13 protein-coding genes are annotated in these 14,659 nt (G+C 50.3%); 6 read left to right on the plus strand and 7 right to left on the minus strand.

Translation table 11 applies throughout. From position 1 onward, the window contains the following. Positions 1 to 82 precede the first annotated feature (82 nt). From lpxK to IMY23_RS03710, 3 genes are all read left to right on the plus strand, one after another. Positions 83 to 1,090: a tetraacyldisaccharide 4'-kinase gene (lpxK, locus tag IMY23_RS03700; RefSeq protein WP_192820798.1), complete on the plus strand. Its 1,008-nt coding sequence runs from the start codon at positions 83 to 85 to the stop codon at positions 1,088 to 1,090. Between the two features lie 32 nt (positions 1,091 to 1,122). Next, a complete protein-coding gene (locus IMY23_RS03705; RefSeq protein WP_192820799.1) occupies positions 1,123 to 3,054 on the plus strand; it encodes a putative porin in 1,932 nt (643 codons plus the stop codon). Between the two features lie 212 nt (positions 3,055 to 3,266). Then, positions 3,267 to 3,860 carry a tRNA-(ms[2]io[6]A)-hydroxylase gene (locus IMY23_RS03710; RefSeq protein WP_370589822.1) on the plus strand — a complete coding sequence of 198 codons (594 nt, stop codon included), beginning with the start codon at positions 3,267 to 3,269 and terminating at the stop codon, positions 3,858 to 3,860. Between the two features lie 148 nt (positions 3,861 to 4,008). Here the strand turns inward: IMY23_RS03710 and IMY23_RS03715 are convergent, their stop codons facing one another. After that, positions 4,009 to 5,280, minus strand: a complete 1,272-nt coding sequence (locus tag IMY23_RS03715) for an asparagine synthetase B (protein WP_192820800.1) — start codon at positions 5,278 to 5,280, stop codon at positions 4,009 to 4,011. Positions 5,281 to 5,407: 127 nt separating this feature from the next. On the opposite strand from IMY23_RS03715, the gene IMY23_RS03720 reads away from it, so the two are divergent. Together IMY23_RS03720 and IMY23_RS03725 are read left to right on the plus strand one after the other, a co-directional pair. Then, positions 5,408 to 6,643 (plus strand): ABC transporter permease, encoded by a 1,236-nt coding sequence (locus IMY23_RS03720; protein WP_192820801.1) that lies wholly within the window; start codon positions 5,408 to 5,410, stop codon positions 6,641 to 6,643. 206 nt (positions 6,644 to 6,849) lie between these two features. Further along, complete coding sequence (locus tag IMY23_RS03725) at positions 6,850 to 7,245, plus strand: hypothetical protein (protein ID WP_192820802.1); 396 nt, start codon at positions 6,850 to 6,852, stop codon at positions 7,243 to 7,245. A 230-nt stretch (positions 7,246 to 7,475) separates the two neighbouring features. On the opposite strand, the gene IMY23_RS03730 is transcribed toward IMY23_RS03725, so the two are convergent. The 3 genes from IMY23_RS03730 to IMY23_RS03740 form a co-directional block, all read right to left on the minus strand. Further along, positions 7,476 to 8,126 (minus strand): OmpH family outer membrane protein, encoded by a 651-nt coding sequence (locus IMY23_RS03730; RefSeq protein WP_370589823.1) that lies wholly within the window; start codon positions 8,124 to 8,126, stop codon positions 7,476 to 7,478. A gap of 126 nt (positions 8,127 to 8,252) precedes the next feature. Continuing rightward, the gene (locus IMY23_RS03735) at positions 8,253 to 10,658 is read right to left on the minus strand and encodes an outer membrane beta-barrel family protein (RefSeq protein ID WP_192820803.1); all 2,406 of its coding nucleotides are present in this window, start codon (positions 10,656 to 10,658) and stop codon (positions 8,253 to 8,255) included. A gap of 45 nt (positions 10,659 to 10,703) precedes the next feature. Continuing rightward, positions 10,704 to 10,862, minus strand: coding sequence for a hypothetical protein (locus tag IMY23_RS03740; RefSeq protein WP_192820804.1), 159 nt, complete (start codon positions 10,860 to 10,862; stop codon positions 10,704 to 10,706). Between the two features lie 354 nt (positions 10,863 to 11,216). Between IMY23_RS03740 and IMY23_RS03745 the strand changes: the two genes are divergently transcribed. Then, a complete protein-coding gene (locus IMY23_RS03745; protein WP_370589824.1) occupies positions 11,217 to 12,308 on the plus strand; it encodes a bile acid:sodium symporter family protein in 1,092 nt (363 codons plus the stop codon). A 103-nt stretch (positions 12,309 to 12,411) separates the two neighbouring features. On the opposite strand, the gene IMY23_RS03750 is transcribed toward IMY23_RS03745, so the two are convergent. From IMY23_RS03750 to mtaB, 3 genes are all read right to left on the minus strand, one after another. Then, positions 12,412 to 12,612, minus strand: a complete 201-nt coding sequence (locus IMY23_RS03750) for a helix-turn-helix transcriptional regulator (RefSeq protein ID WP_192820805.1) — start codon at positions 12,610 to 12,612, stop codon at positions 12,412 to 12,414. Beyond that, on the minus strand, positions 12,602 to 13,090 hold the full coding sequence (locus IMY23_RS03755) for a hypothetical protein (RefSeq protein WP_225986404.1): 489 nt from the start codon (positions 13,088 to 13,090) through the stop codon (positions 12,602 to 12,604). The genes IMY23_RS03750 and IMY23_RS03755 overlap by 11 nt, the downstream gene beginning before the upstream one ends. 163 nt (positions 13,091 to 13,253) lie before the next feature. Beyond that, positions 13,254 to 14,573 (minus strand): tRNA (N(6)-L-threonylcarbamoyladenosine(37)-C(2))-methylthiotransferase MtaB, encoded by a 1,320-nt coding sequence (mtaB, locus tag IMY23_RS03760; protein WP_192820806.1) that lies wholly within the window; start codon positions 14,571 to 14,573, stop codon positions 13,254 to 13,256. Positions 14,574 to 14,659 lie beyond the last annotated feature (86 nt).

The following is a 14,659-nucleotide window of genomic DNA, read 5'->3' on the forward strand; positions in this document are numbered from 1 at the left end:
ATCTACCTGCGCAAAGAAAGCTAATTTTCCCCTACTTTTGTGCGTCATGAAGTTGCTGTTGCCTCTTGTAAAGTTGGGATTGATGCCTTTTGCGTGGCTCTACGGCGGCGTGGTGGCCGTGCGCAATTTACTTTACGACCATGGCGTGTTCAAAAGTTACCGCGCACCCATTCCGGTGGTCTGTGTGGGCAACCTGAGCGTGGGCGGCACCGGCAAAACTCCGCAGGTAGAATTCCTGGCCAGGCTTTACCAGCACAAAAAAATAGCCATCCTGAGCCGAGGCTACAAACGAAAAACCACAGGCTTTGTCTTAGCTGATGAAACTGCTTCACCGGATACGTTGGGCGATGAACCCTTCCAGTATGTCCACAATCTGCCCTGGGCCAAAGTAGCGGTCTGCGAAAAGCGGGCGCACGGAATCCAGGAGCTGCTTAGATTATTTCCAGACCTGGACCTAATTTTGTTGGACGATGCTTTTCAGCACCGCGCCGTCACAGCTTCCCGCTATCTTCTGCTCACTGATTATAATAAGCCTTTCAACCAAGATTATCTTTTACCAGCGGGCCGTCTGCGCGAACACCGGAAAGGGGCTAAGCGCGCTGATGCCGTAGTGGTCACCAAATGCCCTGAAGGTTTGAATTTTGAAGACCGTGCGCAACTGACTCTAAACTTGGCGCCTTACCTCCAGCCGGGCACGCCTGTTTTCTTCTCGCAGATAGTTTACGCGCGCCCTGTACCATTCTTGCCCGGCCGTACGTTAAGCACCCAGGTGATAGCTGTGACCGGCATTGTCAACCCAAAACCGTTTCTAAACCATCTGTCAACGCTTGGTGGCACGGTGGTCCACCATTTCAATTTCCCGGACCATGCCGCGTACACGGTGCAACCGGTACAGGAGATTGTAGACTTCTGCCTGAAGCAACCGGGCCAGGTAAGTGTGGTCATGACCCAGAAAGACGCGGTGAAATGGCAAACCAGGGAGTTACAGGGCATCTGGCAGGCGGTGCCGATTTTTTATATACCTATCACCAATCAATTTGCGCCGCATGACCCAACGTTTGAAGAAGTGGCTACCAGTTGGCTCGGTTAACATGCTTCGGCAATTAATTCTTACTTTTGACTGTGAATTGTATTAAGCGTATTGCCGCGGCAATAATCATATGGGCGGCCACCGCCAATCTGGCCCAGGCGCAGATCATAGATGACTCTACCAAGGCAATCTATGGGTCGGCCACCACTTTAATTATTAGGGAAGCCGACATCTTTAAGGGAAACCTTACGCCGGTGCGCATTGACACCGCCCTGACCAACCTGCAAAGCATCAGGCACTGGTATTATGATTCCAGCTTGTACCAGGATTTGGGCAATATTGGCACCGCTTCACAGCCGCTTTTCTGGCGCATGCCCACCGTTTTAGGAGCCCGCCTGGGGAGGAACGCCTTTGACCGCTATGCCGTCAACACCGCCACCGTGGAGTTCTATGACACCAAATCGCCGCACACGTTCCTGAATTATGTGCAGGGCGGTTTGGGTGAGTCAATTTTCAGAACCAAGCACACCCGCAACATTGGGCCAAACTGGAACGTGGGCATTGGCTATGAACGTCTAGGGTCTGAGCGGCAGTTTGGGCAGGTAGATCCTTCAGACAATGCCCTGGTCAGTCATTACGGCTTGCAGGCCTTCACGCATTATTTCAGCAAGAACGACAGGTACCGGATCATGGCCATTTATGCCCACACCAGCCATGACCATATAGAGTCTGGAGGTGTGCAACCCAAACCTGGCCAATCTCCCAAAGAATTGCTTTCGCTCACCGGCCAACCCGTGTGGCTGAGCACCGCTGTTACAGATGAGAAACGAACCTCTATCAGGGCCACACAATGGTATAAATTGATAGGTCCGGGGCTGCAGCTGTACCATACCGTTGACGCATTTGACCAGGCTAATAAATTCACAGACGTTGACCTGAAGGGAAAGAAAGATTCCATCGTTTTCTACCCTAGAGCCTTGTTAGACACAGCCCTTACGCAGGACAATGCCCTATACTGGCAAGTAGAGAACACCTTTGGTTTAATGGGCAGCACCAAGTATTTTGTGTACCGGGCCTACGCCAAACGCCGTGACGGCGAATACCGGTTACGTGCGCGGGGAGCCAACTATGTTCCCACCCGCGGAATAAATGATAGCCTCACAGGCGTTTACATAGGCGGTACCAACCGCACCATCAAAGACAATTTTATTGGCGGCGAGGCCCAGTTCCGGCTCCGGAATGATATTTATGTCACCACCAACGCAGAGTTCATGCTGGGAGAAGGCGATTACCTGATCAATGCCCAGGCCCGTTATAAATTCCTGACGGTACGCCAAACCAGGGCTTCTTACTCGCCCACCTTAACCCAGCAACTGGTGCAGAGCAACCATTTCGCCTGGAACAATGACTTTGAGAACATCACCTCCAACCAAACGGCCGCGGTACTGGAATCACAGATTAGAAACCATTTTCTTTCGGGCCAGGTCCAGTTCACCAACCTTCGCAATTACGTCTATTACCAAGACTCCCTAAACGGCGATTGGGCCCAACCGGCCCAGGTAAGCGGCAACACAGATTTACTGCAAGTCAGTTTTAGGCACCGCATGCAGTTGAAATTCTTTGTGTTGGACAACACCGTTTTCTACAACGCCGTGGGCGGGAACGAAGTGATCAGAATGCCGGAATGGTACGTGCTCTCCAAAGCCTATGTGCAGACACCCATGTTCAAGTCGGCTATATTTGTGCAGGCAGGGGTGGAGATGAACTGGCATTCCAGCTATTTTGCCGATGGGTACATGCCCGTCACGCAGCAGTTCCACCTGCAGAACAGCTTTAACGTCACCCGCTACCCAACCCTGGACCTCTTCCTGAACACCGACATCAAGAACCTCAACATCTTCCTGAAGCTCAGCCATGTCAACAACGTGGTGAACAGCTGGGAACCCGGTTACTACACCACACCTAATTACATCGCCAACCCGTTCAGCTTCCTCTTCGGCCTGAAATGGAATTTCTACGATTAAGGTTTTGGAATTTGGAAATTTGAAGATGAAGAGATTTGAAAATGACGTAAGGAATTAATGATACAATTTCCGTTTTGGGGCTCATTTCTGGAAATGAGCCCCAAAACGGAAATTGTTATTGATCTTCAAATCTCCTAATTCCCACATCTCCACATTTTCAAATCTTCAAATTTCCACATCTTCCAATTTCCACATCTTCAAATTTAAAACCAGTGGCGAAATCTATCTTGAAACTGCAGTTGCCCACAGACCCGCGCTGGGTGAACATTGCCGAGATGAACATTGAGGAAATCTTGGTGGACCATGCCTACTGTGAGCAGAAAGCGGCTACCTCGGCTATCTCCTTGATTGTGAAGTACCCCGACAAAACCAAACTGGTGGAGGAGATGACCACCCTGGTGGCTGAGGAATGGAGCCATTTTGAACGCGTGTTGGAGGAACTGAAGAAGCGTGGTTATGCCCTGGGCCGCAACCGCGCCGATGACTACGTGGTGCAATTAAGCCAACACATCAGAAAAGGCGGTCTCCGTGAGCGCCAGCTCATGGACCACTTGCTGGTGAACGCTTTGGTGGAAGCCCGCAGCTGCGAACGCTTCAAACTCCTCTGGAAAAACATTCAGGACGAAGGCCTGCAAAAATTCTACTATGAATTGATGGTTTCCGAGGCGGCGCATTATGTGGGTTTTGTGAAGCTGGCCAAAGAATACATGCCCAAAGAAGTTGTGGATGCCCGTCTGCAGGAACTGCTGGAAATTGAGGCCAACATTATCGCCAACCTGGAGCCCAGACCAGACAGAATGCACTAAGTAAATTGTTGATTGGTTTTTGCTAATTGTTATTCAGCATACAAATCATAATTAAGAAGGCTTACGTTTTGGGGCTCATTTATGGAAATGAGCCCCAAAACGGAAGCCTTCTTAATAAAGCAATTAGCCATCAACAATTAACAATTTATCACGTTTTCTGCTTTTTCTTCTTGGCTGCTGGAAACAAAATATTATTCAAAATCAGGCGGTAGCCCGGCGAGTTGGGATGTAGCGAAAGGTCTGTGGGCTCTTCCTCCACAAAGTGCTGGTAGTCTTCAGGGTCATGGCCGCCATAAAACGTCCAGGTGCCTTTCCCGAAGGTGCCGTGAATGTAACGCGCTTCGTCTATGGCTTTGTTTTCGCCCATGACCACCACTTCTGACTTGATCAGTTTTTTCTTGAAACCGGTGGTGAGGCCCATGAAACCTTTGATGGTTTTTTCATGGTTCTGGGTGAGCATGGTAGGAATGGGGTCCCACTTAGCCGAATACGTGAAAAGCTGGAAGAAATCATTGTTCTCGCGTAGCCCGCGCTCAATTTGCTGGTTGTCTATGTTGGAGAACTCGGGGTGGAAAGGGTCCCGCACCAACGTGAAATCTTTGAAAGCGAAGGTGTTGTCAAAGTTTAGTTTCTGGTTGGCCTGCGGGTCTGCGGGGTCACCGTCAAACATGACCTCGGTGATGTCCAGCCCGGCGGCGGCCAGGGCAATGTCATAGGTGTCAGTGGCGGAGCACATGGCGAACATGAAACCCCCGCCGGCGCAGAAATCTCTTATGCGCTGGGCCACGGCGCTTTTGAGCTCGGGCACCTTGGCATAACCGAAGCGCTTGGCAATGGCCTCAGACTCGCGCTTCTGCTCTATATACCAGGGGGCGTTCCGGAAGGCGGCGTAGAATTTTCCCTGCTGGCCGGTGAAATCCTCATGGTGCAGGTGCAGCCAGTCATACTTGGCCAGTTTATCTTCCAGAATATCGGGGTCATAAACTAAATCATAGGGAATCTCGGCATAGGTCAACACCAGGGTCACGGCATCATCCCAGGGTTGCTTGGATTTGGGCGAGTACACGGCAATTTTGGGCGCTTTCTCCAGTTTCATCACGTCCATATTTGACTCGGGCGCCGAAATCTGGGTGAGAATCTGGCTGTACTGCGCGTCTGAGATAGTCTGGTAGCCAATGCCGCGCACCACCAGTTCGTTCTCCAGCTCGGTGCCATGTTTAAACGCGAAGGACCCGCCCTTGTAATTGAGGAGCCAATCTACTTCCACTTGCCGTTGGAGCGCCCAAAAGGCCACGCCGTAGGCCTTTAAGTGATTTTTCTGGCTCTGGTCCATGGGCAGCAGCAGGTAAGAGGCCTGCGCAGAAAAAGCCACGGCTCCCCACAGCAGGGCAATGCAAATCAACCGGTGTAAGCGCTTCATTTATAGTAAGTTTTAATCAAATTTAAGAAAATACGGCAGTATTCAGGAAAACCTCTACTTTTATAACGGTAAGAAATCACCGGTTCCTACGACTAATTGCCAGCAGCCTACCCATTTCAACGAGAAAATGAATTTACTGGAAAACACCAAAGAAGGATTTAGGTCCATCAAAAGCAATTTACTCAGAACTGTTTTAACGGCCCTTATCATTTCCATTGGCATTATGTCATTGGTAGGTATTCTAACGGCTATTGAGGGAATCAAGTATTCTGTGTCCAGCACGTTTTCCACGCTGGGCGCCAATTCCTTTGACATAGAGAAAAAATGGGACGGCGGCGGACAACGCGACGGCCGCCAGCGCAAAGTGTACCCCAACATCACCGAGTTCCAGGCCCGGCAATACAAGAACCTGATGGAGGGCAAAGCGCGCGTGAGCCTTTCCACCTTTCTGGCCGGCGGCACCACTGTGAAAGCCGGAAACATTAAAACCAACCCCAACATCTCTGTATTGGGCGGCGACGAGAATTTTCTGGTGAATGAGAACATAGACCTGGAGCTGGGCCGTCCGTTTTCCAACACAGAACACGAGAACGGCGCGCCGGTGGCTATCATAGGCGAAGATGTGGCCAAGAAACTGTTCCCCAAAGGAAGCCCCGAGGGCAAGAATATTCAGATGCTGGGCCGCAAGTTTAAAGTGATTGGCAAGATCAAGAGCACCGGCGGCGGCATGGGCGGCGGAGGAAACAACCAACAGATTATTATTCCGCTGGAGACGGCCACCCAGATTCCCACGCCTTCCAAACCAACCTACCAGATCAAATCGGCTATACTCAATGACAACAGCCTGCCGTTCGCCATGGAAGAGGCGGCCGGCATTATGCGCAAGCTGCGGCAAGACCGTCTGGGCCAGGAAGATTCCTTTGAAATTACCCGTAGTGACTCTGTGGAGCAAACCCTGAATGACATTACAGGTTACCTGAAAACCGGCGGCTTTTTGGTGGGCTTCATCACGTTGCTGGGCGCATCCATCGGGCTTATGAACATCATGATGGTGTCTGTGACCGAGCGCACCCGCGAAATTGGCGTGCGTAAAGCCTTGGGCGCGACTATCAAACAAATCAGGCTGCAGTTCTTGATTGAAGCCATTGTGATTTGCGTGCTGGGCGGTGTGGCCGGTATTTTCCTGGGCGTGCTCATGGGCAACGTGATCTCGGCGGTTATTGGGGCAGGCGAGTTCTTCGTGCCCTGGCTCTGGATGACCGTGGGCATGCTCATCTGTATCACGGTAGGCCTCATCTCGGGCTATTACCCTGCCTACAAGGCCTCTAAGTTAGACCCTATTGAATCCCTTCGGTACGAGTAGAAATTTCCGTTTTGGGTCTCATTTTTGGAAATGAGCCCCAAAACGGAAAGAGTTCACACTTAACTTGTTAGATAACTAGTAGATATCGGTTTTGCAGCTGCGCTTTTTTGTCAACAACGACAATAAAGTGCAGGTATAGGGAAATACATATTGCTGATTAGTGCAGGTGTGGTTTGTTTATACTATAGTTGCCAGTAAGAGAAAAAATGAAAAGAAGCCCCTTAAACACTTTCCTTTCTTTAAGTGCAATTCTAGTCCTGCTATTGGTACAGTCTTGCGACCCAACATATTCGATAAGGATTGAAAATAAGTCTGGTAGTAAGATAACTGTCAATGCAACTACGACTAACAAGTTTCAGGCATACGGACATGAAATTATAGAACTCGAAGGCAACAAAGTTCGATTTGAAATACCATCGGGAGAATACTTAGAGTGTGGGATGGCAATAGCTGGATTAGATAATGATTTACCTTTCACAAATCTTAAAATTCAGACCTTGAACAAAACAATATTGGCTGAAAATCCAGAAAAGGTGATTAGCTTGTTTGAGAAAGAACCCGACGGAGATTTAAAGACTCCGTACAGTCTTGTGATAAAATAAAAGAACTCCTTCTGGCAACAACAGCTAAACACCAGCATCGGCCGACGGCCTTCTGCCGCCGTTTAGCCTAACCGTTAAATTCAATTTATTCAACCTATCAACACTAACTTTCAGTTTCCGTTTTATTCCTCATTTCCAGAAATGAGCCCAAAAACGGAAACTACAAAGCCCATGAAAAAGAGAAAGCCCGGCAATTGCCGGGCTTTCTCTTATATCAAAAACGCAGGTGCTTATTTTTTCTTGGTGCTGCGGTATTCTTCGTTCAAGCCTTTCAAGACTTCAGCGGTAATGTCCAGAGACGGGTCACTGTAGAGGATGGCGCTGTTGCCGCGGCTGTAGGTCAAGACCATTTTGTAGCCTTTATTTTTGCTTTCGCGCTTGAGGTAAGCCTCTACTTTTTCGTAGATTTTCTTCATCTCGGTGTTCTCGTCCTGGGCCAATTGGTTACCGGCGTTTTGTTGCTGGGCGGCAATCTGCTGCTCTTTCTGCGCGAGGGCCCTTTCAGTGGTGGCGCGCTGCTCCTGGGTCATGTTGGCACCGGTCTGCTGGTACTGGGCCACTTCTTTTCTGAAGGCGTCTGCCTTGGTGCGCAAATCGGTTTCCAGGCGTTTTCCTTTGCCTTCTAGGCGCGCTTTCACGTCTTTGAACAACTGGTATTTGGTGAGCAGGGAGTCTGAGTTGATGTACACTATCTCTGGCCGGGCGGCGGGCATGGCCACGGTGTCGGTGACCGCTGGCTCTGGGGCAGTAGTGACGGTGGTGGTACTGTCTGTGGTGGTAGTGGTGCCGGCTGTGGTGGCAGCGTCTTTGGTATCTGTTTTGCAAGCTGAAAAGGAGGCAGTAGCCAGGGCCAATGCCAAAAACGAGCGGGTTACTTTCACGGGTTTGGTTTGTAGTGGGTTAGTAAAAAAATAACAGGGCGGTTGTGCGGGGCACAGCCGCCCTGTTTGCATTCGGGCATCAATTTAAGAAAATAAATTGGATCAGCGGTTTATACCGCCCGTGGGTTAGTTGCCACCGGCCCGGTTTACCTCGTCTAAATTGGTGTTGCGACGTTTCATCTCAAACTTTTCACCTTTGTTGAAGCGGTACCGCAGGTTCAGGCGCACGCCCTGGGCGTACTGGTACATGTCAATCTCGTTGGTGTTGCCGTCTACGTTAGACATGCCCTGCATTTTTCTGCTTCTAAAAATATCAGTGGCGGCCAGGGTTACGTCAAACTGGTCTTTCAGGAAGGATTTCTTCACGGCCAGGTCTACCCAATAACTGGCGTAGGTTCTGTACACGTTAAAACTGCCCGGTCCTTGGTAACCGCCGCTCAACTCCAATTTAAATTTGCCGGGCAGCAGCACGTTGTGGTTGGTTTGGGCCATAAACATGACGCGTTCGTTGGTCACTACCAGGTTGTTCACGGGCGTGCGCCAGTTCTGGTAAGCCAGTGTCACGTTGTTGCTGATGTTCCATTTAGTAGAAACAGTTAAGGGGGCTACCAACGTGGCGTTCAGGGCTTTGTTTTCTACGTTGCGCTGCTGGAACACGGTCTTTCTGTTGACAGCGTCGGGCACGGGCACTTCTGAAATGGCGTCTTTGGTGTGCGAATAGCCCAGTACCAGGTTGTAGGTTTTCTTGATGGTCTGCGTCACCTGAAACGAATTGGTGTAAGCTGGCTTGAGAAAAGGATTTCCCTGGGCCTCTGTGTCATTGTCAATCAGGAACACGGCGGGGTTCAGGTTTTCATACCGCGGCCGATTGATTCTGCGGCTGTAGGAATAACTCAACTGGTAGTTCTCTGATATTTTCTGCTGCAGGAACACACTGGGGAAGAGGTCTACATAATCTCTGCTGTTGGTTTTGTTGAGGGATTTTGAATTTCCTTCAGACACCGTGTATTCTGCCCGTAAGCCAGATTGCAGGCTCCAGTTGGCGCTCAGTTTCATGTTGAAGTTGACGTACGCCGCATAAATGTTCTCGTCAAAAAGGAAATGGTCCCCGGTGCGCAAAGCGCTGGGTTGGCGGGTGCCGTTGCCCAAGGTAAAGAAATCAATCTTGTTGTCAGACAGCACCAGGCTGGCTTTGGAACCAACTTCCAGTTTGCCTTTAATGCCGGGCAAGGGCCGGGCAAAGTCCACTTTGGCCGAATAGATCTGATATTGGGTGGGGTTCACGTTTTCCAGCAAAGTGGCGGTGGTGCCGTCCTTTACTTCAAAGGTGCCTATACCGTTGTCTTTGATGCTCACCACATCCACATCTGCTGAAAGAGTAGTGCCCAAAGTGTCTAGTTTGCCGGCGTAGTGAACGTTGAAGGTAGCATTGGAGAACTTGTTTTCATCCTTGTTGAGGGTGTTGGTGAAGCCGTTGGTAGTCTGGGTTCTGGTGGTCAGCAACATATCGGCTGTTGACTGGGCGAATCCAACGGTGGCACCCACGCTGTGGTTTTTGTTCAGGTCATAGTCAGAGGTCAACCGCACAGAGGGCGAAAACACCCGGCCATCTTCGCCACCGGCCATAGACTGCCGGTTGAGTTCGCCTTCCTTGGTAATAAATGTGCGGTCCATCTTAAAAGAGCGCAAGCGCGGGCGGCTGGCTACATCTGCCGTGGCCGAGGTGCTCCATTTGCCTTGTTTCAGGTTCACGTTTCCGCCGGCGTTGCCACCGTGTTCTTTGTTGAAAAGGTAGCCGCCGTACACGCTTCCGTTTAGGCCAGCCAAGGTGTTCTTTTTCAGGTTGATGTTCAAGATGCCAGTGGTGCCTTCAGCGTCAAATTTGGCCGAGGGGTTGGTGATTATTTCCAGGTTCTTGAGGTTTTCAGCGGGCATGACCTGCAGCATGGTCTGGAGCTGCTTTCCGTCCAGGTAGGTCAGTTTGCCGTCAATCATTACTTTCACACCGGCCTTGCCATTGAGCTGAATATTTCCGTCCTGGTCCACCCATACGCCCGGCGATTTGGCCAACACTTCATAGGCGGTGCTACCGGCGGCCATGGCGGTGCCTTCCACGCTGACCACCATTTTATCGGGTTGCACATCTACCGTGGGCCGAAGGTTCTCCACGGTCACTTCTTTCAGCACCTTGGCATCTTGCTGCAAGGTTATTTTCCCGAAGTTTTTGGAGAAGTCAGCACTGGTCACCTCAAACACCGGCAGATCCTGGCTGGCAAACCCGATGGCGCTGATTCTGAAAAAGTATTTTCCGGCCGCAGGGGTTTTCAGTTTGAAAGTACCTTCCAGGTCAATGGCGGTGCCGCTTAAGAAGGCTTTGTCACGGGCGTTTAGGAGGGCGGCGGTGCCATAGGAGAGCACTTCGCCTTTGCCATCTACCACCAGACCAGTCAGTTGGCCGGTGTTTTGCGCGTGGGCGCCGGTGAGGGAAAAGGTGAGGAGAAGCGTGAAGAGGAGGTAGGAGAGTTTTTTCATAAGTGTGGGTTATAAAGATTTCTTAATTACTGAAAGTACTGGGCATTACAAGGTACAGGGGCCAAAAAAAAGGGCACTGGCTTTTTCTGAGAACAACAAGCTCATGCACACCGCCGTGAATGCCGGGAGCAACGTGATCAACAAAAAATCATTTCCTGAGATTTTGATTCGTTTGGTAAGGACGGTGTGACGGTGCGTTTTCATAGTCAAAGGTTTAGGTGTTGCTGAAGGTTGAGGCAAAACTAGCATAAGGTACTATGTAAAGCAAGGTACTGTTAAAAATATTTTCGGCTTTTTTTAAGAAGATGCAAATTCACGTTGTCTGGTTGCCTTGCGCTTCAGAAAAAAATAAAAGAAGCTTGTCTTGTTTACTATAAGAGGAGCCAGGCATGGGAAGAAAGCAGGCTGAGGAAGACCAAACTGCCTATTTAGCTTTCAAGGAAATAGAATGACCGATGCGCGTAAAAATTCCATCTCTCTAAATAGCTTGCGCGTACTACCTTTACTTTTGTTTTCCGTTTTTGGGCTCATTTCTGGAAATGAGCCCAAAAACGGGAGTTGCATTCATTACTTAACCAATTGAGCCGCTTGCCACAGGAACAAACCCCCATCGGGCTGGTGCCCGCCAAACAACCTTCGGTCTCATTTAGGAAACGGATTGGGCTGGACAATTTTCTGCTGCTTCTGCTGGCAAGCCTGGGCTTGGCCTACGTGTGGCCAGAGGCCGGCGACCGCAACAGTCCCTTGCCCTTGGAGGAAATTTCCACGTACGGTGTGGCCTGCATCTTTTTCTTTTATGGCCTCCGGCTGAGCCCGACCAAAATGAAAGAAGGCCTTAGTGACTGGCGCTTGCATCTGGTGGTGCAGTTCAGCACGTTTTTACTGTTCCCGGCGCTGGTGTGGGCGGTATTTTTTATGACGGGCGGACTGGGGCTGGAGCCTTTGCTGTGGCTGGGAATTTTTTACGTGGCCACGCTGCCTTCCACGGTTTCTTCCTCGGTGGTGATGGTGTCCATAGCGGGCGGAAATTTGCCGGGAGCCATCTTCAACGCCAGCATCTCCAGTTTGCTGGGGGTTTTCCTCACGCCGGTTTTACTGGGAATTTTTTCCAGCGCTTCCTCCACGTCCGGAGCCGGAATTGACCTCAACAGCGTGATTTTAAAATTACTGCTGCAGGTGGTGGCGCCCGTGACCTTAGGCGTCTTGCTGCATTCCCGGTTGGGGCGGTTGGCCGAGGCGCACAAAGCCAAGCTGCGTATTTTTGACCAGGCCATCATTCTGCTCATTGTGTTTTCGTCTTTCTGCGAATCTTTCTCGCAGAACCTGTTCACCGACTACAGCGCAACCACTCTTTTCCTTTTGGGCCTAAGCATGCTGGGCCTGTTTCTGCTGGTGACCTGGCTGATTTCCTTTTTTTGCCGACGGTTAGGTTTTACCCGGGAGAACCGGATTGTGGCCATTTTCTGCGGCTCCAAGAAATCTTTGGTGCACGGCACGGTCATGTCTAAAGTGTTGTTCCCGGGGGCGGCCACGGTGGGCATCATTCTGTTGCCGCTCATGCTGTACCACGCCTTGCAACTCATGGCCGCCAGCATGATGGCCCAGAAGATGGCTCGGGAAAATCCTCCTTCAGAAACTGAAATGGCCTAAGCCGTTTTGAGGCTCATTTCCAGAAATGAGCCCCAAAACGGAAACGAACCGACAACTACTACAAAAGCCTGACATACAGATACGTCAGGCTTTTTGCGGTAGGTTAATCATCGTCCTCTAAAAAGAACAGGTCCTCTACTTTTTTCTGCAGCACCAGAGCCACTTTGAGGGCCAGCACCGTGGAGGGAATGTATTTATTGCTTTCCATGGCGTTGATGGTCTGCCGGCTCACGCCAATTTTCTTGGCCAGATCTTCCTGGGTGAGCTTGACCGCCACGCGCTCATTTCTAACGTTATTCTTCATGCACGGCTAAATTGGTGGCCCTGTAATAGACTACATGAAACCTGATTAAAAAGAGAATCATCAAGGTGAACAAATTGAACACCATGATCTGGTAAAAGCCCAGGCCATAGACAAAGAAGAAGCAGAAAATCAGGAGCCCGGCGTTTACGTACGTGGCCCAGAGCAAGCTTTCTAACCTGAGTTTGCCGCTGTACTCGTCTTCCTGCTTTACTTCTGAGCAGGTCACCAACAGCGTGCCCACTAAAAGCAGCGTGGCTATGATTTCATCGGCTAGGTTGTTCTCAACTATTTCAAAAGTTTCTTTCACGCCTGAAGGTTCGCCTAACATAGCTGGTTCATACAGGGCAAACATGGGCAGTTCCAGCCAAGGAAAACTCACTAGTTCATTGATTAATAGCAAGCCCAACACCAACGCTGGTAGAAAGAGCGCCCACCCCAGTTTCTTAAACCGATGCGGGAAAAGGTACCGTGTTTTCATAAGGATGTAAAGTTTGTTTGACAAATGTAAAGTATGTTTTACAAATGTCAAGTATTCTTTACAATTTATTTTTTCATTTCTTATTTCGATAATTAGAGGGAGGACAAAAAAAGCCCATCCTGAGGTGCAGAATGGGCTTTTATGTAAAAAGAAAAGTATTGGTTTAGTGGGCCAGCATTTCAGCGAAGGTGTCTTCGGCTTCCATTAATCCGGCGGGAGTGAGGTTGGTAAGGCGTACGTGTTTCTGCTCGTTCACCAGCACCGGGTCATACTTGGCCACCACGCGCACGTAGTTTTCGGTGAAGCCTTCCATGTAGCCGTCCGTGATATCAGCTTCAAACAAGACCTGGCCTTCATAGCCTATCTGGCTTTCATAAAACGCGCGTTTTTTCTTCTCAGACAGAATCCGGAGCATGTCGGCGCGGCGGTTTCGGTCTTTCTGGGGCACTACGCCTGGTAAATTAATAGCTGACGTGTTGGCGCGCTCAGAATATGGGAACACGTGCAGGTAGCTGATGTCCAGGTCATTCAGGAAGTTGTAAGTCTCCAGGAAATCTTCTTCGGTCTCGCCGGGGAAACCCACAATCACATCCACTCCAATACAGGCATGGGGCATGGCCGCTTTGATCCAGGCCACGCGCTGGGCGTACAGTTCCCGCAGATAGCGGCGCCGCATCAGTTTCAGAATCTTGTTGCTCCCCGACTGCAAAGGCACATGGAAATGCGGCATGAACCGCTGAGAATTGGCCACAAACGTGATAATCTCCTCACTCAACAAATTAGGTTCAATAGAAGAAATCCGGAACCGGGAAACGGTTTCCACGCGGTCCAGTTCCTGAATCAATTGAAAGAAATTCTCCTTCCGTTCGCCGTCCTGCAACCCGAAGTCGCCGGTGTTCACGCCCGTCAGCACAATCTCCTTCACGCCAGACAGGCCAATCTCGGTAGCCTCGTCCACCACTTTTTCAATGGTGTTGCTTCTTGACTTGCCACGAGCCTGCGGAATGGTGCAGAAGGTGCAGGAATAATCGCAGCCGTCCTGAACTTTCAGAAACGTGCGCGTGCGGTCCCCGAAGGAGTAGGCGTTCACAAAAGTGTTGGCCTCTGACACGGGGCTGGCGTGCACCTGCGGGGCGTCTTTTTTCTCAAACGTAGCCAAAATATCCACCAACTGGAATTTCTCGGCGGCGCCCAACACGGCATCTACACCCGGAATTTCAGAGATTTCCTTCGGTTTCAATTGCGCGTAGCAGCCCACAATGGTGATAAAGGCGTTGGGCGAATGCTTGAGCGCCTCTTTTACCACCTTGCGGCATTTTTTGTCTGCGTTGTCAGTGACAGAGCAGGTATTGATGACGTAAATATCTGGCGTGTCTGTGAAGTCCACCTTCTCAAAACCACGCTCCTGGAAGATGCGCGAGAGGGTGGAGGTCTCAGAGAAATTGAGCTTGCAGCCCAGGGTATAGAAAGCTACCTTTTTCATAATCAGGGGGCAAAGGTACGGAGAATTGAAATGAATTGCTTGGTTTGGCTTCCGTTTTCGGGCTCATTTCCAGAAATGAGCCCGAA

This window comes from Rufibacter sp. LB8, from assembly GCF_014876185.1.
In the GTDB taxonomy this organism is placed as follows: Bacteria; Bacteroidota; Bacteroidia; order Cytophagales; family Hymenobacteraceae; genus Nibribacter.